Annotated in this window: 18 protein-coding genes and 1 pseudogene; 6 read left to right on the forward strand and 13 right to left on the reverse strand. The window is 63.4% G+C overall.

Translation table 11 applies throughout. The features are described 5' to 3' along the window. The first annotated feature begins 34 nt into the window (after positions 1 to 34). Complete coding sequence (locus IFT76_RS02810) at positions 35 to 454, forward strand: organic hydroperoxide resistance protein (RefSeq protein WP_192057352.1); 420 nt, start codon at positions 35 to 37, stop codon at positions 452 to 454. A gap of 47 nt (positions 455 to 501) precedes the next feature. Here IFT76_RS02810 and IFT76_RS02815 read toward each other — a convergent pair whose 3' ends face one another. Continuing rightward, entirely contained in the window at positions 502 to 2,196 is a 1,695-nt protein-coding gene (locus tag IFT76_RS02815; RefSeq protein ID WP_192057353.1) for a GMC family oxidoreductase, read from the reverse strand. Between the two features lie 241 nt (positions 2,197 to 2,437). Next, entirely contained in the window at positions 2,438 to 3,388 is a 951-nt protein-coding gene (locus IFT76_RS02820) for an AraC family transcriptional regulator (RefSeq protein WP_192057354.1), read from the reverse strand. A 270-nt stretch (positions 3,389 to 3,658) separates the two neighbouring features. Between IFT76_RS02820 and gcvA the strand changes: the two genes are divergently transcribed. Both gcvA and IFT76_RS02830 read left to right on the forward strand, forming a co-directional pair. Then, complete coding sequence (gcvA, locus tag IFT76_RS02825) at positions 3,659 to 4,576, forward strand: transcriptional regulator GcvA (RefSeq protein WP_192057355.1); 918 nt, start codon at positions 3,659 to 3,661, stop codon at positions 4,574 to 4,576. Between the two features lie 68 nt (positions 4,577 to 4,644). Then, positions 4,645 to 5,472, forward strand: a complete 828-nt coding sequence (locus IFT76_RS02830) for an EamA family transporter (RefSeq protein ID WP_185793626.1) — start codon at positions 4,645 to 4,647, stop codon at positions 5,470 to 5,472. A gap of 10 nt (positions 5,473 to 5,482) precedes the next feature. Here IFT76_RS02830 and IFT76_RS02835 read toward each other — a convergent pair whose 3' ends face one another. After that, positions 5,483 to 6,400 (reverse strand): LysR family transcriptional regulator, encoded by a 918-nt coding sequence (locus tag IFT76_RS02835; RefSeq protein ID WP_192057768.1) that lies wholly within the window; start codon positions 6,398 to 6,400, stop codon positions 5,483 to 5,485. A gap of 142 nt (positions 6,401 to 6,542) precedes the next feature. Here IFT76_RS02835 and IFT76_RS02840 point away from each other — a divergent pair, with 142 nt between their 5' ends. Then, positions 6,543 to 6,941: a RidA family protein gene (locus tag IFT76_RS02840; RefSeq protein WP_192057356.1), complete on the forward strand. Its 399-nt coding sequence runs from the start codon at positions 6,543 to 6,545 to the stop codon at positions 6,939 to 6,941. Here IFT76_RS02840 and IFT76_RS02845 read toward each other — a convergent pair. Next, complete coding sequence (locus IFT76_RS02845) at positions 6,938 to 7,282, reverse strand: hypothetical protein (RefSeq protein ID WP_192057357.1); 345 nt, start codon at positions 7,280 to 7,282, stop codon at positions 6,938 to 6,940. The genes IFT76_RS02840 and IFT76_RS02845 overlap by 4 nt on opposite strands. 198 nt (positions 7,283 to 7,480) lie before the next feature. On the opposite strand from IFT76_RS02845, the gene IFT76_RS02850 reads away from it, so the two are divergent. Next, positions 7,481 to 8,362 carry a serine hydrolase domain-containing protein gene (locus tag IFT76_RS02850; protein WP_192057358.1) on the forward strand — a complete coding sequence of 294 codons (882 nt, stop codon included), beginning with the start codon at positions 7,481 to 7,483 and terminating at the stop codon, positions 8,360 to 8,362. Positions 8,363 to 8,426: 64 nt separating this feature from the next. Here IFT76_RS02850 and IFT76_RS02855 read toward each other — a convergent pair whose 3' ends face one another. From IFT76_RS02855 to IFT76_RS20955, 9 genes and pseudogenes are all read right to left on the reverse strand, one after another. After that, a complete protein-coding gene (locus tag IFT76_RS02855; protein ID WP_197976834.1) occupies positions 8,427 to 8,693 on the reverse strand; it encodes a hypothetical protein in 267 nt (88 codons plus the stop codon). A gap of 176 nt (positions 8,694 to 8,869) precedes the next feature. Beyond that, on the reverse strand, positions 8,870 to 9,805 hold the full coding sequence (locus IFT76_RS02860; RefSeq protein ID WP_192057359.1) for a hydroxymethylglutaryl-CoA lyase: 936 nt from the start codon (positions 9,803 to 9,805) through the stop codon (positions 8,870 to 8,872). Continuing rightward, on the reverse strand, positions 9,802 to 10,992 hold the full coding sequence (locus IFT76_RS02865) for a CaiB/BaiF CoA transferase family protein (RefSeq protein ID WP_185793652.1): 1,191 nt from the start codon (positions 10,990 to 10,992) through the stop codon (positions 9,802 to 9,804). The genes IFT76_RS02860 and IFT76_RS02865 overlap by 4 nt, the downstream gene beginning before the upstream one ends. A gap of 68 nt (positions 10,993 to 11,060) precedes the next feature. After that, complete coding sequence (locus IFT76_RS02870) at positions 11,061 to 12,920, reverse strand: ABC transporter ATP-binding protein (RefSeq protein ID WP_192057360.1); 1,860 nt, start codon at positions 12,918 to 12,920, stop codon at positions 11,061 to 11,063. 120 nt (positions 12,921 to 13,040) lie between these two features. Then, complete coding sequence (locus IFT76_RS02875) at positions 13,041 to 13,367, reverse strand: AzlD domain-containing protein (RefSeq protein WP_185793653.1); 327 nt, start codon at positions 13,365 to 13,367, stop codon at positions 13,041 to 13,043. Beyond that, complete coding sequence (locus IFT76_RS02880) at positions 13,364 to 14,101, reverse strand: AzlC family ABC transporter permease (RefSeq protein ID WP_192057361.1); 738 nt, start codon at positions 14,099 to 14,101, stop codon at positions 13,364 to 13,366. The genes IFT76_RS02875 and IFT76_RS02880 overlap by 4 nt, the downstream gene beginning before the upstream one ends. Before the next feature lie 32 nt (positions 14,102 to 14,133). Next, positions 14,134 to 15,945: a putative bifunctional diguanylate cyclase/phosphodiesterase gene (locus IFT76_RS02885; RefSeq protein ID WP_192057362.1), complete on the reverse strand. Its 1,812-nt coding sequence runs from the start codon at positions 15,943 to 15,945 to the stop codon at positions 14,134 to 14,136. 129 nt (positions 15,946 to 16,074) lie between these two features. Continuing rightward, complete coding sequence (locus IFT76_RS20950; protein ID WP_446731041.1) at positions 16,075 to 17,133, reverse strand: methyl-accepting chemotaxis protein; 1,059 nt, start codon at positions 17,131 to 17,133, stop codon at positions 16,075 to 16,077. Positions 17,134 to 17,205: 72 nt separating this feature from the next. Continuing rightward, positions 17,206 to 17,715: pseudogene (locus tag IFT76_RS20955) on the reverse strand (MCP four helix bundle domain-containing protein); the annotation flags it as partial. Positions 17,716 to 18,057: 342 nt separating this feature from the next. On the opposite strand from IFT76_RS20955, the gene IFT76_RS02895 reads away from it, so the two are divergent. Then, positions 18,058 to 19,185, forward strand: coding sequence for an MFS transporter (locus IFT76_RS02895; protein ID WP_192057364.1), 1,128 nt, complete (start codon positions 18,058 to 18,060; stop codon positions 19,183 to 19,185). Positions 19,186 to 19,250: the final 65 nt, after the last annotated feature.

Here is a 19,250-nt window from a genome sequence, read left to right on the forward strand (position 1 = left end):
CGGCACCTCCTCCAGCCATCGATGGGAAAAAGCCATGAACGTTCTCTATACCGCAACCGCAACTGCCACCGGTGGCCGTGATGGCCGTGCCGTTTCCAGCGACAAGATTCTCGACGTGGCGCTGGCCACGCCGAAAGAACTGGGCGGCGCCGGTGGTGAAGCCACCAACCCCGAGCAACTGTTCGCTGCCGGCTACTCAGCCTGCTTCATCGGTGCACTGAAATTCGTCGCCGGCCAGAACAAACGCAGCATCCCGGCCGACACGTCGATCACTGCCCAGGTGGGCATCGGCCAGATTCCGGGCGGGTTCGGCCTGGACATCGACCTGAACATCAACCTGCCAGGTCTGGAGCAGGCCGATGCCCAGGCGTTGGTCGAAGCTGCCCACCAGGTGTGCCCGTACTCCACTGCCACGCGCGGCAATGTCGAGGTTCGCCTGCACGTCACCGTTTGAATCACTCGCCTGACTGAAGTGCAGCCTCGGCTAGGCCGCACGGGCCGTCAATCGACGGCTCTCTCCCTCTGAACGGCAAACGCCCGACCCATGGGTCGGGCGCTTGCCGTCTCGCGCTCGGCTTCCGCGGTCTGGGTCAGCAAACTGCCCAAGCGTTCTCCGATGATCACGCAAGGCGCCATGGTGTTTCCCGTGGTCACTCGCGGCATGATCGAGGCGTCTGCCACCCTCAGGCCGCTGATGCCGTAGACCCGCAACTGTGAATCCACTACGGACATGGCATCCCTGCCCATCTTGGCCGTACACGACTGGTGCCAGACGGTCGAGGCCGTATTGCGCACGAATGACTCCAGCGCCTTGCGGCTCATGGCCCCCGGCATGACTTCGCGCCGTACATACGGCGCCATGGGCGAACTGTTGCCGAGCTCGCGACAAAACTCGACTGCCCGCACAAGGGCCTGCAAGTCTTCAGGATCCGACAGCGCGCCACTGTCGATGAGCGGGGCATCCATTGGATTGGAACTCGCCAGGGTGATCGAGCCCCGGCTTTTGGGCCGCACCAGGCCCGGTAGCAGCGACCACGCAGCAGCAGGTGGCTGGAACATGGCCTGAGCCTCGGGCGTGGCTATGGGGATTTGCGCGAGAAAGGTCTGGATGTCGGGGACATCCAGGGATGGATCGCTTTTCCAGAAGAACGTCGACTCGCCGGCGTTGTTGCGCGGTGGCTGGGGTCGCTCATACTCCCAGATGCACCCGGAAACCATGATGTGGTCCTGATAGTTCTGACCGACACCTGGAAGGTCCTGAACCACATCGATACCCTGCGCGTTCAACTGCCGCGTGTCGCCGATTCCGGAGAGCATCAGGACCTTGGGCGTATTGATGGCGCCCAGAGACAGCACGACCTCATGTCGAGCCCCCAACCTGATGACTTTGCCCTCGTGAAGCACCTCCACCCCCACCGCCCGCTTGCCGTCCAGCAACACCCGCAGCACATGAGTATGCGTCAGCACGGTCAGGTTGGGCTGAGCCATCAAGGGGTACACATAGCTGCGAAAGATCGAACGACGGCGGCCGTCTTCAAGGCACAGGTTGGCCAACGCGGCGCCTCCAGGTCCTTCCATCATTGCGCCGTTCTGATCGTCGTAGACCGGCAGGCCAAGCGATGCGGCGGCGCGCAGCATGGCCGGTGCAACCGGATTGGGGTCTGGCGCAGGCTGGACGAAAACCGGCCCTCCCGTGCCGCGCCGCAGCGGATCCGGTGCGCCTTGCCAGTCTTCGATACGTCGAAAGGTTGCCAAGGCCGAAGCGTAGTTCCAGGCTGGATCGTCAGCCTCCCTGGCAAAATAGTCCCAGTCGCTGCTGTGACCGCGCGACCAGACCATGACGTTGATCGATGCACCACCGCCGAGCACCTTGCCCATGGACAGAGGAATGGCTCGATCATGGAGATGGGGGTTCGGTTGTGCCTGAAACTGCCAATCGCGTTCGCCGCCCAGGTTGACGAACCACTGGCTGGCATCGGTGACACTGGGCACCTCGTCCGTGCCACCGGCCTCGATCAGCAATACTCTGACGTCGAGGTTCTCCGCCAGGCGGCGGGCAACCACCGATCCGGACGTACCCGAGCCACAGACGATGTAGTCATAGGTCTCAGCCAGCCTGGCCTTCAACTGACGTTGATTGTGTTCGACACGACGCGAGAAGTCTGCGGTGTGCATAGCGCTTGTATAGCTGTTCATGTAGGTGCCTTTGAACACCCCTCAAGCGGGTGATAACGAACGACATTGCCAGCCATTGCAAGGAGGTGCAGGTGTACGACCAAGGGCGCTGACATAGCCGCCGGGGAAACAATCTGTCTGCGAAGACACGACCGATTCTAGGGCGCGAAGAACCCCGACCCGTTACCCAAGAGGCGCTTGCTGCTTGTCCGTGAGGCGCTTTTCAATGCGTTTGAAGAATGCAGGCCGAAGGTAAAGGCGTTCAGCGAGTACTGGCTCGGACCTGCGAGGGGCAAATGCCGAACTCGGCGCGGTAGGCGCGGCTGAAGTGGGCGGCGGTCGCGAATCCGCATTGCCAGGCGACTTCCTGAGCGCTGGGGGTGAGCGTCTGTCTGGCGCTCAGCAAGCGCTGCGCGTGCTGCAGGCGAACGTGCCAGACATGACCCATGACGGTAGTGCCCTGGCTTCTGAACACGTGTTGCAGGTGTTTGACCGATACGTGCGCGGCGGCGGCGATCGCCGAAGTGTCCAGCCCGGTGTGCGCCAGGCTTGTGTGGATGTAGCGGCGGGCCCGCAGCAGTACGACTTCCGCACTGCGCGAAGTGGCCTTGTCCCCCGGAGCACCCAATAACGCGTCGATCAACTCCAGCAGTTGTCGACCCATCAGATCGCGAATCATGGCGCTGGGCGCTACTTGTTGCTGTGCGATGCAGTGAATGAGGGCGCGGGCGGCGCGCGTGTCGGCCGAGCCCGAATCGGTAATCACCAGCCTGGGCAGGGAATGCCTGAGCCCGCGTTCGCGCAGATTACTCTTGGGAATACGCAGCACCGTCATCTGGGCGCGTTCAGTGAAAGACTCTTGAAAAGACCGTTCGGGGTCGATGAAAAACATGCTCCCGGCATCGAATCGGTGCTGCTGCCCGGCTTCCTCGATGTCGACATGCCCTCGCGTCATCAGCTTCAAGTACAGCCAATCGCCCTGCCACGAGGATCGCTCCTCGCCCACCGGCGCCAGCACGACGCACGCCAGGTCGGCCTGGGTCAGGCCTATGTGACCCAATGTCCAACTTTTCGATGTGGAAGCCTGCACGCGTGAGTCGTCGAACCGGCAGTACAGGCCGTGGTGCTCGAGCATGACGTCAGACCAATTGGCTGCGGCATCGGGGCCAAGATCGAAGTCCACGTCGTGAGCGGCGAAGCGTCTTGGCGGCATGGAAACGTTCTCGGGTGAGGTTTCACGCTCTGTATCTCGGCCCACCTCGTGGGCAACGAGACGGGGATCTGAGGCAGGTTACGCTCTTTGTCCAACTGCAGTTCCATCTTCTTGGAAACCGCTTAGAGACGGCCCGTCGTACTGTGTTTTACCAACGTGCGCGGTATCCCTGCCCAACAGTCCCAGCCCGCGTATTGATGCGTTTCCGCCAGACGCCTATCATGAGCATTCACTCATATTGCCCACTTGTGCATCAGTCATGAGCCTGCCATGAAAGACCTGCCACCAACCGCCAGCCTGCGCGCCTTCGAAGTGGCAACGCGGCATGCCACCTTCACGTCGGCCTCCGAAGAACTGCATGTAACCCAAAGCGCCGTCAGCCATCAGCTCAAGCACTTGGAGGATCTGTGGGGATTGAAGCTGTTCGAACGGGGCAAGTCGCTCACCCTGACACCCGCCGGAGCGGCTCTGGCGCCCATCGTCCGTGGTTTTTTCGCGGACCTGGAGGCGATGCTCGCCGAACTGAGGGAGCATAAGGGAAGAGTTCGGCTCAAGGTCAGCACCACCTACTCCTATGCACTGAAGTGGCTGCTGCCGCGATTGCCGAGTCTGGCCCAGCAGCACCCGGACATATTGGTGACGCTGGACACCACCGATACGGCAATCAAGTTCTCCGGCACCGACCCTGACGTTGCGATCCGCCTCGGCACCGGTAACTACCCCGGCCTTTATTCCGAGTTTCTGTTCCGCGAACATATCTTCCCCGTCGCCAGCCCCGCCTTGCTCGCGCGCTTCGGGCTGCCGCAGCACCCTGGCGAGTTGCTGCGCTACCCGCTGCTGACCCGTGACGGGAACGATCTGGTACCACGGTGGGAAGTGTGGTTCCAGCACGTCGGCCTGAGCATTTCCACGCTCAAGGAAAATGTCCGGTTCGCAGACACCAACATGACCGTTGACGCTGCCCTGCTGGGACAAGGCATTGCTCTGGTTCGCAGCGGCCACGTCGAGTCACAGATCGCCGATGGCAGCCTCGTCAGGCTTTTCGAGGTGCCATTCCCCTCGCCGGTGGCGTACTACTTCGTCTGCCCGAAAGGTATCGAAACCCAACCCCACGTAGTTTCATTCCGGAAGTGGTTGAGAGAACAGTCAACGCAAGCACAACTGGCCTACGATCGTGATGTCCCATGAGGTTTTGCTCATGACGCAATGAGCAGACTTCTCTGTTACATCCACTGATGGGCGGCCTAACATGGCGCATGCCTATCTCTATCATCTCCCTCGTACTGTTCGCCGCCCTGCTGCATGCCGGTTGGAACGCGCTGTTGCGCGGCGGCGAGGACCGACTGTGGTCCATGACCGTCATGTGCCTGGCAGTGGCGGTCACCTGCATCGCCCTGGCTTTGTTCATGGTCGCGCCAGCCCAGGCGAGTTGGCCGTATGCGGTGCTGTCGGGTGTGCTGCACGTTGGCTACAACCTGTTCCTGGTGCGCAGCTACCGGGCGGGCGATCTTGGCCAGACCTATCCGGTAGCACGCGGCTCGTCGCCGATTCTGATCACCCTTGGCGCAGCCCTGTTCGCCGGGGAACAGATCCAGGCCAGTGCCCTGTTGGGCATTTTTCTGGTCTCGGGCGGGATCATCCTACTGGCGTTCAGCAAGGGCAAACTCGCTGTGCCTAGCCTGCCCTACGCCTTGGGCACAGGCGCCTTCATCGCGGCCTACAGCGTCACCGATGGCATCGGCGCGCGCCTGTCTGGCGCGCCCATGGCCTATACCGTCTGGATGTGTGCACTGTGGGGTGTGCTGATGCCAGCGGTGTACATCGCACGTCGTGGCGCGCGCAGCCTGTTCGCCTGGCGGCCTGGAATGGCGACTGCTGCAGCCGGCGGGCTGGTCTCGCTGCTGGCCTACGGTATCGTCATTTATGCCATGACCGATGCTCCCATGGGCATGGTCTCGGCACTGCGTGAAACCAGCGTGCTGTTTGCCGCGTTGATCGGTTATTTTTTCCTCGGTGAAAGCCTGACCGTGCGCAAGGTGCTGGCGTGTACGGTGATCGCGTTGGGTACGGTGATCATCGGCTGAGCGCGCCAGGTCAGCGCCCCTGTGCAGGCCCCTCGAATGGCAACAACTCCACCACCCAATCGATGAACACCCGCAACTTCAAACTGATGTGTCGGTTGGGCGGATAGGCGATGTACATCGGCATGGTATCGAGCTGCCAGTCCTGGAACAGCGGAACGAGCTCGCCGCGGGCCAGTGGCGCCCTGGCCATGTACCCCGGTAGCCACAACACCCCCATTCCGGCCAGACCGGCAGCCAGGTAGGCATTGCCGTCGTCGACCGAAAGCACCGGCTGGCCGCGCACCGTGATGCTCTCGGCGGCACGGTGCAGGGTGTAGGCCAGCGCCCTGCCCGTGCGCGCCCAGAGGAAACCGATCACACGGTGCTGCGTGGCGTCGAGTTCGCTGGGATGTTGCGGCGTGCCGAGCCGGTGCAAATAACCAGGTGAGGCATAGACCCCCAGTTGCAGATCACCCAGGCGACGCGCCATCAGCGATTGATCGGTGAGCTCACCGCCGCGCACGACGCAGTCGACGTTCTCGCCGATGATATCGACCATGCGGTCGCTGACGCCCATGTCGATCTGGATATCCGGATAGCGCCGATGAAAGTCGGGCATGGCCGGCATCAGCACATGGCTGGCGAACGGGCTCGGTACGTCTACCCGCAGCCTGCCGCGCGGCGCGATCGCGGCGCTGGAAAGGCCGGTTTCGGCATCGTCCAGATCGGCCAGCAGGCGTATCGCCCGCTCGTAGTAGACGGCACCGTCGGCGGTGACGTTGACCCTGCGCGTGGTGCGGTTCAGCAGCTTCACCCGCAGGCGCGCTTCGAGCTGCTGCACCAGTTGGGTCACCGTGGTCTTGCTCATGTGCAAGGTCTGCGCCGCCCGGGTGAAGCTGCCCGTCTCCACCACCCGCGCGAAGGCCTGCATGGCATCGAAACGGTCCATCAGCACCTCATTCTGACTGGCCATTGTTTGGGAAATCCAAACAGTTCTGGCCAGACTTGCTCGTTTATGCAGCCCTGGCAAGCCTCTACTGTGGCTGCACCATAGATGACGGGTCACCCGACCCGCTCCAGGAGGCAATCCCATGACTCAGCGTGACGTCGTTTTCCCAGCCGGTCGCCAGGCGCTCTACGAGCGCAACCGCTACTCCCCCGCCGTTCGCAGCAATGGCCTGCTGTTCGTGTCTGGCCAGGTCGGCAGCCGCGAGGATGGCTCGGCCGAGCCCGACTTGCGGGACCAGGTGCGCCTGGCATTCAAAAATCTCAACGCCGTGCTGCTGGCAGCCGACTGCACATTCGATGACGTGGTGGACGTCACGGTGTTCATCGTCGATCCGCAGTCCAGGTTCGAGACCATCTGGGAAGTGGTGCCCGAATACTGGGGACAAGCCCCCTTCCCCAACATCACCTGCGTGGGCGTTACCTGGTTGTATGGATTCGATTTCGAGATCAAGGTGATAGCGAAGCTGCCGCCGCAAAGCTAAGTCGCTCGAAAACTCCACACGATTTCCACAACACGTTCGGAGATGACCAGATAGATCACGACGATCAGGATCTGCAGGACGAGGTGATAGCGCAGCTTGCCCAGCCGCCGGATACCGTCGCTCATGTTCAGGACCATCAGCGCGGCAGACACTGCAATGATCCCCCACCCTGCCAGATTCAACGCAGTGAGACTCAGGAAGACGCGGTGATCGGTCTGCACCGCGTGGGTGCCTGCTGCGAACAACAGCGCACACAGCACCATATTCTTGAAGCTGTCGAAAATTCGGGTGTTCAAGTCGTTGTCGAGCAGGTCCAGGTAGCGCGCCCAGTATTTTCTCAATGCTGAATCTCCCGTGCGTACGTTCATTGTTCCATTGCAGCCGATCAGCAGACGGAGCTTGCTGGCGATCTGCAGGGCCGCATGACATCGAAAATGGGGAGGCACAGTGCGGTCGGGTCTGGTCTACCATAGGACGGGCGCAGGCAATGCGCCAGTCGCAAAGCCGCATCCCTCCAATCATTCACCCAAGAGCCCAGCATGCTGATTTCCGCAGTCCTCAACGGCCAGCCCTGGCTGCTGGCAGAGCACCCCGAGCCGATGCTGCCGTGGTGGAGCTTCACCAAAACGGTGCTTGCCGCCACCGCGCTGACCCTGGTCCGTGACGGGAGGCTGGACCTGGACGAGCCGTTGACGGGCCACGACTACACGTTGCGCCAGTTGCTGCGCCATGAGGCGGGATTGGCGGACTATGCCGAGCTGGCCGAATACCATACCGCCGTCGCCAACCATGAGCCGGCCTGGTCGGCGCAAGAGATGCTGCAGCGCTTGCAGGCCGATCGGCTTCGCTACAGCCCTGGCGCAGGCTGGCATTATTCCAACGTCGGCTACCTGCTGGTGGCCAGGCTGATCGAACGCACCACCGACCTGCCGCTGGCCGAAGCAGTGCACACGCGCGTGCTGTTGCCATTGGGCATCGCCAACGTGCGTTTCGCCATCGATCGCGCCGATCTGCAGCAAGCCTGCACCGGCCTCGCCACGTACGACCCAGGTTGGGTGTATCACGGCTTGCTGATCGGCCCGCTGTCACAGGCCGTGCTGCTGCTTGACCGTCTGTTCAGCGAACACCTGCTGCCTGGCGACTTGCTGCAGGCGATGCAGGAAACGCACACCTTGGGCGGCCCGATTGCCGGCAGACCCTGGCGGGCACCGGGCTATGCATTGGGGCTGATGCGCAGTCCGGTGGACGGCGGTGTGGTGTTGGCAGGGCATACCGGGTCCGGGCCCGGCAGCGTCGTCGCGGTGTACCGAGGCTGCCTGGGTGACGTCTGCGCCAGTTATGCAGCGTTCGCCCAGGACACCAGCGAAGGCGCTGTCGAGGCCTGCGTCGTCGAGCACATCTGCCGCCATCTCAACGGCTGAAGCGTGCTCGGTCGACGCTCGGCGGCCCCTCAGCGCTTCAGACCTCTTCGTCCTGAAAGGCCTCTTAGCGCTTCTTGCGAAACGCTGGCAGCACCATCATCACCAGCAGAATGGCGGACGCGGCGAAGAGCACGGCACTGATGGGGCGCTCGATCAACACGACAGGGTCACCCTGAGAGATCAACAGCGCGCGGCGCAGGTTGGTCTCCAGCAACGGCCCCAGTACGAAGCCGAGCAACAGCGGCCCGGGCTCGCACTTGGCCTTGCGAAACAGATACCCCAGCAGACCGAAGATGATCACCAGGGCCACGTCGAAACCGCGGTTATTCACGATCGCGTTTCCCTTGTAGGAGCGGTCATCGGCCGCGAAGAGCGCGCCTCGGTATGCATGATGCAACGCGGTGCGCCTTTCGCGGCCACGGACCGCTCCCACATTCGATCGCGGTCCCTGAGCGGGGTGCTCTTTTGTTGTTGTCTGGGTAACGAACGACGATGCTGCGGTGCTGCTCAGCCAAGTCCCGGCGGCAGCGGATGAAGGTCTGCGTTGCGCCCCGCCTTCGCCACCTGCCCCGGCATTTCATGCCCCAGCAGCGCTGGCAAGGTGCGGGAAAGGTCGAGCAGACGGGGCAGATCGATGCCGTTGGGAATGCCCATCTCCTCACACAGGTTGACCAGGTCTTCGGTGCAGATGTTGCCCGAGGCACCCGGCGCGAACGGGCATCCGCCCAAACCACCGAGCGACGCATCGAAGCGCCGCGCACCGGCTTCGTAGGCAGCCAGGACGTTGCTCAATCCCAAGCCGCGGGTATTGTGGAAATGCAGGGTCAGCGCTTCGGCGGGCAACTGTTCCAGCACCCGCCGGACCAATGCGTAGACCTGGCGCGGGTTGGCCATGCCCGTGGTGTCGGCCAGGGTCACGCCCTGCATGCCGAGCCGCTGATAGGCATCGACCAGGTCCATCACCACGCGTTCATCGATGGCGCCTTCGAACGGGCAGCCGAAGGTCGTGGCGATGGTGCCATTGAGGCTGATCGACGTACCGCGGGCCAGCTCGAGCACTTCGGTGAAGCCTGCCAGGGATTGTTCACGGGTCATGCGCATGTTGGCGCGGTTGTGGCTCTGGCTGGCCGACAACACCAGGTTGAGTTCATCCGCCTTGGCGACGAGCGCGCGCTGCGCCCCCTTGAGATTGGGAATCAGCGCCACGTAGGTCACACCCGGCTGACGGGCGATGCCATGGAACACCTGTTCGCCATCGCGCAGCGCTGGAATGGCCTTGGGCGAAACGAAGGAACCGGCCTCGATGCGGCTGAAGCCTGCCAGCGAAAGCTGGTCGATCAAGGCAATCTTGTCTGCGGTGGCAACCCAGATCGGCTCGATCTGCAGACCATCACGGGGCGCCACTTCCTGAACGATGAGACGTTGCGAGTAGTCGTTTATCACTGCACGATCCCCTCATCCTTCAGGCGCTGGATAGCGCTCTCGCTCAGGCCCAGCTCGGTCAGCACGGCCTGGGTGTGCTGCCCCAGGCTGGGCCCCTGCCAATTGACCACACCCGGCGTGGCGGAGAGCTTGGGCACGATGCCGGGCATTTTCGTTGCCACGCCACCGGGCAGCTGCGCATCGAGAATCATGCCGCGGGCCTGATAGTGCGGGTCGGCGACGATATCGGCGACCGAGTAGATCCGCCCGGCAGGCACCTCGGCGCTTTCCAGTGCCTGCAACACATCCTCGATGGGGCGCTGGGCGCTCCAGGCACTGATGGCGCCATCGAGCAGGTCGCTCTGCGCAGCTCGGCCATCGTTGTGAGCGAACGCCGGGTCATCGCCCAGATCGGCTCGACCGATGGCGTTCATCAGGCGCTTGAAAATGGGATCGCTGTTGCCCGCGATCACCACATAACCGCCATCGGCAGTGGGATAGGTATTGGATGGGGCGATACCGGGCAAAGCGCCGCCGCTGCGCTCGCGCACATGGCCGAGCATGGCATACTCGGGCACCAGGCTTTCCATCACGTTGAAGACGCTTTCGGCCAGGGAGACATCGACCACCTGACCGTCACCCTGACCGGTCTTGACCCGCAGCAACGACATCAGCGCGCCCATCACCGCATGCATGGACGCCAGCGAATCACCCAGGCTGACCCCCACCCGTGCCGGCGGTGAGTCCGGGTGGCCGGTGGTGTAGCGAATGCCGCCCATGGCCTCGCCGATCGCGCCGAAACCTGGCCGGTCGCGATAAGGGCCAGACTGGCCATAGCCGGAGATGCGCACCAGCGTTAGCTTGGGGTTCAGCGCATGCAAGACGTCCCAGCCCAGGCCGAGTTTCTCCAAGGCGCCGGGACGCAGGTTCTCGATCAGTACGTCGGCGCTTTCGGCCAGTTGCTTGACGATCTCGATGCCTTCGGCGGACTTGAGGTTCAGCGCCAGGGATTTCTTGTTGCGCGATTGCAGGTACCACCACAACGAAGTGCCTTCGTGGAGTTTTCGCCACTTGCGAAGGGGGTCGCCCTGCCCCAGGGTTTCGATCTTGATCACCTCGGCACCAAACTCGCCCATCATGCGCGCAGCGAACGGCGCAGCGATGAGGGTTCCGATCTCGATGACACGGATTCCGCTAAGAGCAGTCATGGGGCAGCCTCGATGTCTGTTGAAAAAAGGATGATCTGCGATGCGGCGCAGGGGACATGGCGCGCCACTCAGTCCTGATTGACGCCCTCGGTCAGTTGCTGGTCCTCGCCGAGGAAACCGCCGCTCTGGTGCTGCCACAGCCGTGCATAGATACCGTTTTTCGCCAGCAGCTGGGCATGGGTGCCCTGTTCGAGAATGCGCCCCTGGTCCATGACGATGAGCCGGTCCATGGCGGCGATGGTCGACAGGCGGTGGGCAATGGCTATCACGGTCTTGCCCTGCATCATGTGATCGAGGCTTTCCTGGATGGCCACTTCGACTTCCGAGTCCAGCGCGCTGGTGGCCTCGTCGAGCAACAGGATCGGCGCGTTCTTGAGCATCACCCGCGCAATCGCCACGCGTTGGCGCTGGCCGCCGGACAGCTTGATGCCCCGCTCGCCCACCAGGGTGTCGTAGCCACTGTGGCCCTGGCGGTCGCTGAGTCGGCTGATGAACTCATCGGCCTGGGCGCTGGCAGCCGCACTGCGCACCTGCTCATCGGTGGCATCGGGGCGCCCATAGGCGATGTTGTCGCGAATGGAGCGGTGCAGCAGCGAGGTGTCCTGGGTCACCATGCCGATGGCGCTGCGCAGACTGTCCTGGGTCACATGGGCGATGTTCTGCCCATCGATGCGGATCTCGCCGCTGTCGACGTCGTAGAAACGCAGCAGAAGGTTGATCAGCGTCGACTTGCCCGCACCCGAGCGCCCGACCAGGCCGATCTTCTCGCCCGGACGGATGTCCAGGCTCAAACCGTCGAGCACCTGGCGTTCGCCGTTGTAGTTGAAGCTCACGTTGTCGAACGTCACCGCCCCGCCGGAAGTCGTCAGCGCACCTGCGTCGGGCGCGTCCTGCACCTTCGCCCCGCGGGTCAGCGTGCCCATGCCATCCTGCAGCGTGCCGATGTTTTCGAACAACGAGGTCATCTGCCACATGATCCAGTGCGACATGCCATTGATGCGCAGCGCCATGGCGGTGATCGCCGCGACGGCGCCGGTCCCGATCTCGCCCAGGTGCCACAGCCACAGCGCGTAGCCACCGGCCGCCATCAGCAGGCCGACCACCAGCGCCTGGTTGACGATCTCGAACTGGCTGACCAGACGCATCTGGCGGAAGCCGGTGTTCTTGAAGTCTTCCATGGCCGCACGGGCGAAGTGCGCCTCGCGGTTGGAGTGAGAGAACAGCTTGACCGTGGCGATGTTGGTGTAGGCATCCGAGATGCGTCCGGTCATCGACGAACGGGCGTGGGCCTGCTCTTGCCCGACCTTGCCCAGGCGTGGCACGAAATACAGCATGGTCAGGCCGAACAGCACCAGCCAGGCCACGAACGGCAGCATCAGCTTGGGTGCGAAACCACCGGCCAGAGCGATGATGGCGATGAAATACACGCCGATGCCCGGCAGGATCTCGATCAGGGTGAACAGCACGTCGCGCACGGCCAGGGCGGTCTGCATCACCTTGGTGGTGACCCGCCCGGAAAACTCGTCGGAGAAGAACGACAGGCTTTGCCGCAGCATCAGCCGGTGGAAGTCCCAACGCAGCCTGAGCGGCAGGTTGATCGCCAGAATCTGGTGCTGGACCATGGTGCGCAAGGCGACCAGGGCAATGCTGCCCACCATCACCAGGCCCATGCCCCACAACACGCGGCTTTCCTGGGCAGCGGCATCGCCGCCCTGCTGCCAGGTGGTGAGCAGGTCGACGACCTGGCCAAGAAAGGAAAACAGCCAGGCTTCATAGACCGACACCGCAGCGCTGAGCACCGCAAATGCCAGGATATAGCCGCGCGCGCCGCGCGTGCAGGCCCAGAGAAAACGGGCCAGGCCATCGGGTGGCGGCGGTACTTCATCGGGTGGGAAAGGGTCGAGCCTTCGTTCGAATGCACGAAGCATGGGGGTCTCCATCGGAATCAAGTGGCGCAGATTCTGCCACTTAATGGCGCACTCGTGGGTCGCGATGGGCGCCTTTGCGAAGAACGATGCATTCGGCAAGCGCGCGCGGCGTGCAATCCACTAGCTCGCCAGGGCCTTCAATCCCCAGAGCACGGCCATTCCGACGGCCAGGGTCAGCACCGTGCTCTTGAACTTCCAGGCGACCACCGCAGCGGCGATCGCCGCCGGAATCTGCGGATTGTCCAGCACCGGTGCACCCTGTCCGTTGGGGTAGATCACCGCCGGCAGCACCAGCGCGGCGAGGACGCTGGCCGGCACGTAGCGCAAGGCGCGACTGAGCAGCTCGGGCATGCGCCAGCGGCCGTGCAGCTCGACAAAGCACAGACGCATGGCGAAGGTTCCCACGCCTACGGCAACGAACAGCGCCCACAGGCCCAAGTCGCTCACGAGGCTCGCTCCTCGGGGTCGGCGCCAGCGCGCGAGGCCACCCGGTCGCGCCAGGTTTCGATGGCGAGGCCCGCAGCGATGCCACCCACCGCAGCGATGACCAGTCCAAGGTTGTAAGGCAGGTTCACCGCCAGCACGGCAAGCACCCCGCCTACCACGGCCGCGCCCAAGGTCGCCGGACTGCGGATGCCAGGCACCAGCAGCGCCAGGAAGGACAAGGGTATGGCAAAGCTCAATGACCAGCTCTGCGGGATGCTCGCGCCCAGGTACACACCTGCCAGTACCGAGACCTGCCACGCCAGCCACATGCCCACTGCGGTGCCAGCGTAGTAATGGTGAGCATGGCGGCCCAGTTCCCCGCTGTCGAACTTCAGTGTGCACAGCGCGTAGGCCTGGTCCGACAGCAGGTAGCACAGCGGCCAGGTCCAGCGCCGCGGCAGGCCGTGAAAATGCGGCGCCAGCGACGCGCTGTACATGATGAAGCGCAGGTTGATGATCAATGCCGTAGCGACGATCGCCACGGGCAGAACACCGACGTGCAGCAGCTGCAAGGCGACCATCTGCGCTGAACCCGAGTAGAAGAGCAACGTCATGCCGATACTGGTGCCCGGCGACAGACCCAGCTCGACCGCCATCACCCCTGTGACCAGGCCGAACGGAATCACCCCAGGTGTCAACGGCAGCAGTGCACGGATGCCCTGCATGAACGCTTGGCTTGCACTCGGGAAAGGCATTCAGGTTCCTCGGCTGGGTATGATCTCAGGCCTCAGCAAGACACTTCGCGTGCGGCCTGTGCGACGGCAGCGGCACCGCCTTCGCGCTCGACCCACTCGATCAGTCGTTCGCTGGCCATCGGCGCAGCAATGAAGTAACCCTGCCCCTCGTCGCAACCCCAGCCTTTCACTGCGTCGAAACTGGCCTGGTTCTCGATGCCCTCGGCCACCACCTTGTAGCCCAGACGCTGCGCCAGATCAATGAGTGTGGTGACCAGGCGCCGGTCCTTCTCCTGGTTTTCGATGTCCTTGAGCAGCGAACGGTCGAGCTTTACCGAGGTGGCAGGCAGTTCGCGCAGGTAGGTCCAGTTGCTGTAGCCGGTGCCGAAGTCATCGATGGAGATCTCGATGCCCAGCGCACGCAGGCGGGTCAGCTGGTTCCGGCATTCGGCGGGGTTCTTGATCAACGCGCCTTCGGTGAACTCGATCTCCAGGGTCGCAGCCTCGACGTCATAGCGTTCCAGGGTCTGGATCAGCCGGTCGGTGAAGGCCGGCCCCTCGAGATCGCAGGGGCTGATATTGATCGCGACCTTGAAGTCGTAGCCCGCATCGCGCCAGTGCCTCGTCTGCTTGATGGCCGCCTCGACCACCCACACGCTCAACAGCCGGATCAGGTCGGTCTTCTCCGCCAGCGGGATGAATTCGTCCGGTCCTATCGGCCCCAGGGTCGGGTGGGTCCAACGCAACAGCGCCTCGACCGCGCAGCAGCGTCCGCTGGCGAAGTCGATGCGCGGCTGGAACACCAGGCCCAGTTGCTCGGACTCCTCCAGGGCGTACGACAATGAACTGAGCAGCACGAAGGCACGCTGCTGGGCGATGTCCAGTTCCGCCTGGTACCTGGCCCAGCCGATGCCGCGATCACGCGCGTAATCGGCGGCACTGACCACCAGACGGACCCAGTCACGGTCGTGGATCGTGTGGCAGTCCAGCTCCAGCGCACCCATGCCGATCTGCGTGCGAATCGGGATCCCGTCATGTTCGACCGGGGTGGCGAAGGCCGTGGAAAACCTCGCGTACAAGGTCGCCAGGCATTCGTCACGCGGCTTGATGAATGCGAAACGGGTGAGACCGATCCGGTACAGCACGCAGTCGTGGCCGATCAAGCCCGCCACCCGACGGCTGATTTCGCTGACCAGACGCTGGGAAAACGAATAGCCCAGCGCCTTGACGATATCGTTGACGAAACTGGGCGAGAGGAAATCGACCGCGACCAGCAACGGCTCTTCCCTAGCGCTCAGATGCCGATGGATGTCGTCTTCCAGGCGAATACGGTTCATCAGGCGGGTGGGCCGGTCGATGAACGAGTCGGCGCGCAGGTCGTGGAGCCGGTGCACCACCAACTGCGCCAAGTGCCGCAGGCTCGCCCGCTGGCCGGTGGACATCGGCGCGCGCGGCTGCTTGTCGATGACGCACAGGCTGCCCAAAGCATGGCCGTCATCGGTCAGCAGCGGCACGCCGGCGTAATAGCGTATGCCTGGTGCACCGGTGACCAGCACGTTGTGCCGAAACCGCGGGTCGCGGTGGGTGTCCGGCACTTCGAAGAAGTCGTCGACCAAAATGGTGTGACCGCAGAAGGACACATCCCGTGGCGTGGATGAAACGGTGATGCCGACCTTCGCCCGAAACCACTGCTGCTGTTCTTCGAGAATGGAAATGAGCGCTATCGGCGTGCCGAAGACTTCAGCAGCCAGCGCCACGATCCGGTCCAGCACCTCGTCGTCGACCGCATCGCGGTAGCAGAGCTCGGCTACGCGGCGAACGCGCTCGCGCTCGTTGGCCGGGAAAGGTGGAGCGAAATGGGTCATCACGGTATTCATTGCCCGATGGTCAGTCGCAAAGGGAGTCACTCAAGACAAGGCTGCATCGTTGTATCGGCAGCCTTGCCAGGAACTGTATACAGCTTTGCTCCGAGTGCACCACTGCCCTTCGTCTGCCTAGACAACCCCGAAGAAAGCCACCTTCTGCGAAAGGCGGTCCGCCAGACGCGCAAGCTCGGTGCTGGCGGTCGCGACCTGCTGCGAGCCGGTCGCCGACTGCACCGTCGAGCCATGGATGCGCGTGATGTTCTGCGAGACGTCGTCGGCGACCGCGCTCTGCTGCACGGACGCGCTGGCGATCTGCGCGTTCATCAGGTTGATCGCACCCACCTGCTCGCTGATCTTGGCCAGGGCCTCCTGCGCACTGCGCGTCTGGGTGACGGTCTGCCCCACCAGTTCGCAGCTGTTGCGCATGGTCTGCGCGGCCGCCTCGGTGCCCGATTGCAAGGTACTGATCATCTCGCGAATTTCTTCGGTCGACTGCTGGGTGCGATTGGCCAGCGAGCGCACTTCGTCGGCGACTACGGCAAAGCCACGCCCGTGCTCACCGGCGCGGGCGGCCTCGATGGCGGCATTGAGCGCCAGCAGGTTGGTCTGCGCGGCAATCGAGTTGATCACGTCGATGACCGATTCGATCTTTTCGCTGTGGCGCGACACCTGGTCGACGGTGTCGGTGGTCTGCTCCAAGGTGAGCGCCAACTGCTCGATAGCCTGCGTGGTGCTGGCCACCAGCCGATTGCCGCTTTCCACTTCGATATCCGCCAGGCGCGACGCATCCGCAGCCTGGGCAGCGTAACCGGAGACTTCGCCCACGGTCGCCGCCATCTGCGTGATGGCGGTGGCCACCTGTTCGGCCTCACGGGTCTGCAGGCGAATATGCGCGTCGTTGGCGGTGGAGGTCGCCGACAGCTGCGCCGAAGAGTGAGTGACTTCCCGCGCCGCCGTACGCACCTGCTCGATGGTCTCGCGCAAATGGCCCAAGGCTGTTTGCAATACCCCCATCACGCTACCGGGGTAATCGGTCACGATGGTCTGGTTCAGGTTGCCTGCGGCGAGTTGCTCGATTGCCAGGGCCACTTCGGCCGGCTCGGCGCCCAGCGTCGACTTGACGAAGCGGATGATCACGATCGACAGCACGATGCTCAGCAGCAGCGCGATACCGGTGGCCACCAGCATCAGCGTGCTGAACTGGCTGGCGGTAGCCTGCACATCACCCAACTTGGCCTTGATCGCGGCTTCCTCGTAGTCGATCAGTGCGTTGATGCGCTTGAGCCATTCGCTGTAGTCATCCGAAGTCTGGCGCAGCAGCAAGGCCTGGGCACCTTGCACATCACCGCCCCGCCGCAGCTCGATGAGCGTGCGGGTCGATTCCAGGGTCTGCCGCTCGATGCCCTTGATGGCCCCCAGCAACTGACGCTCCTCGCCTGTTACGCCAGCGCTCTGAAACAGCTGCTCCATCGGCGCGGCGGAATCGACATAGTCTTTTTCCAGCGAGGCCACCTGCGCCAGGTGTTTTTCCAGGTCGCGATCATTGTCCACCAACACCGCGTCACGGATGGCGATGGCACGGTTGTGCACACTGCCACGAAAATTGATGGCGTAACGCTGGATCTTTGCCGCGTTCTCGCTCACGTCACTCAACGTGGAATCGATGAACGCAACGCGCTGAATGCCGATGGCGGTGATCATCACCAACAAGGCGAGAATGGCCGCGAAGCTCAGGGCTATGCGCGTGGCCAGAGACAGAGGTTTTTTCATGGCAGGCTCGAAAGTTCGCCCGATGAGGACGGAAAAGGCGCGCGATCCGAAGGTGCAGTCGCGCCGAAGCGGCGGACGTTACGGCGCTGCTGGCAAGGAAGCCAATTGGCATTTCGCGGAGCAATGATAGCTAAACGCTATCAAACTAATTCCGCTGTGAGTTGTAGCATTCGGTTGACACGCAAAACGATCGCTCTACAGTCGCCTGATGGACAACCACTCAGAAATTCCAGCGGTTTTCGACGGTGCGCCAGCTGCCGCCAGGGAGGTCGCCGTGGTCGCTGCCGATGAGGCCAGGCAGGCCACGCTGACCCTCACGGTTTACGCAAAGGTCCGGGAATCATGAACGCCGGTCGTAACCTGGTAGCGGCGGCATTTGCCCTCACCGCGCTCTCGTACGGGCTGGCGCGTTTCGCCTATGGCCTGCTGTTGCCGCAGATGCGCGTAGAGCTGTCGCTGGACGCCACGGCCGCAGGCTGGATCGGCAGCGGCGCCTTCGCGGCCTACTGCGCCGGCATCGTCTTGACGTTCGTACTCAACGGCACGTTCACGCCACGCACCCTTGCGGTGCTCGCGGGTCTGGCCGCCACGGTGGGAATGGCCTGTATCGTGGTCGCTTCATCGGGGTGGATGCTGGGGGCCGGTGTGGCACTTGCCGGGCTGAGCACCGGATTGACCTCACCACCGTTGGCGAGTGCAGTCGCCGCTCGGTTCAACGCTGCCGGCCGCGCAAAGGCCAATGCGGCGATCAACGCCGGCACGGCTGCCGGCATCGTCTTCTCGGGTGCCGCTGCGGCCATGACCGTGGACGCCTGGCGTGAGCTGTATGCCCTGTTCGCCCTGATCGGCGCTGCGATCACCGTCTGGCTGTGGCGGGCCCTGCCGCAGGGTGGTGGCAGTGACACCGGCGCTGGCATGTCCCTGAAACTGATTGGCCGACCGGGGCTGGCTCTGCTCTGCCTGAGTGCCTTCGCCATGGGCCTGTCGAGCACTGCCATCTGGACCTTCGGCGCCGACATCCTGCGCGGCGCGTTCGGGGTCAGCGACAGCGGCATCGCCTGGGCCTGGATCGTGCTGGGAGCGGCCGGGGTCAGCGGCGCCGCCACCGGCGTGCTGATCGACCGCTTCGGTACGGCCGTCATCCATGGCGGCTCGCTGTTGGCCATCGTCACAGCGATCCTGACCCTGGCCGCTAGCGAGTTCAGCATCGCCTATGGCTTCGTCGCCATGGGCCTGTTCGGCGCGGCCTACATCATGTCCTCGGGTGCGTACCTGATCCAGGGCACTGCACTGCTGCCGGATCGACCCGACCTGGGCCTGGGTTTTCCGTTCCTGTGCCTGGCACTCGGGCAGACGGCCGGCGCGCCGTTGTTCGGTGCAGCCATGGGCGCCATGGGTGTCACCGCTGCCCTTTTCGCCTTTGCCCTGCCTGCCTTTCTGGCGATATTTCTCAGGCCCAAAACCCGCTAGCAGAATCTTCATTCGATTGCGCTGTGGAGCCCGGAACTTACGCTCGATCCGCCCACTCAGTTCTG

The organism is Pseudomonas sp. CFBP 13727, from assembly GCF_014841915.1.
GTDB lineage: Bacteria > Pseudomonadota > Gammaproteobacteria > Pseudomonadales > Pseudomonadaceae > Aquipseudomonas > Aquipseudomonas baltica.

Coding starts and splice junctions, on each gene's coding strand:
- IFT76_RS02810 (WP_192057352.1), top strand. CDS start 35: ATGAACGTTCTCTATACCGCAACCGCAACTGCCACCGGTGGCCGTGAT.
- IFT76_RS02815 (WP_192057353.1), bottom strand. CDS start 2,196: ATGAACAGCTATACAAGCGCTATGCACACCGCAGACTTCTCGCGTCGT.
- IFT76_RS02820 (WP_192057354.1), bottom strand. CDS start 3,388: ATGCCGCCAAGACGCTTCGCCGCTCACGACGTGGACTTCGATCTTGGC.
- gcvA (WP_192057355.1), top strand. CDS start 3,659: ATGAAAGACCTGCCACCAACCGCCAGCCTGCGCGCCTTCGAAGTGGCA.
- IFT76_RS02830 (WP_185793626.1), top strand. CDS start 4,645: ATGCCTATCTCTATCATCTCCCTCGTACTGTTCGCCGCCCTGCTGCAT.
- IFT76_RS02835 (WP_192057768.1), bottom strand. CDS start 6,400: ATGGACCGTTTCGATGCCATGCAGGCCTTCGCGCGGGTGGTGGAGACG.
- IFT76_RS02840 (WP_192057356.1), top strand. CDS start 6,543: ATGACTCAGCGTGACGTCGTTTTCCCAGCCGGTCGCCAGGCGCTCTAC.
- IFT76_RS02850 (WP_192057358.1), top strand. CDS start 7,481: ATGCTGATTTCCGCAGTCCTCAACGGCCAGCCCTGGCTGCTGGCAGAG.
- IFT76_RS02865 (WP_185793652.1), bottom strand. CDS start 10,992: ATGACTGCTCTTAGCGGAATCCGTGTCATCGAGATCGGAACCCTCATC.
- IFT76_RS02870 (WP_192057360.1), bottom strand. CDS start 12,920: ATGCTTCGTGCATTCGAACGAAGGCTCGACCCTTTCCCACCCGATGAA.
- IFT76_RS02880 (WP_192057361.1), bottom strand. CDS start 14,101: ATGCCTTTCCCGAGTGCAAGCCAAGCGTTCATGCAGGGCATCCGTGCA.
- IFT76_RS02885 (WP_192057362.1), bottom strand. CDS start 15,945: ATGACCCATTTCGCTCCACCTTTCCCGGCCAACGAGCGCGAGCGCGTT.
- IFT76_RS20950 (WP_446731041.1), bottom strand. CDS start 17,133: ATGCTGGTGGCCACCGGTATCGCGCTGCTGCTGAGCATCGTGCTGTCG.
- IFT76_RS02895 (WP_192057364.1), top strand. CDS start 18,058: ATGAACGCCGGTCGTAACCTGGTAGCGGCGGCATTTGCCCTCACCGCG.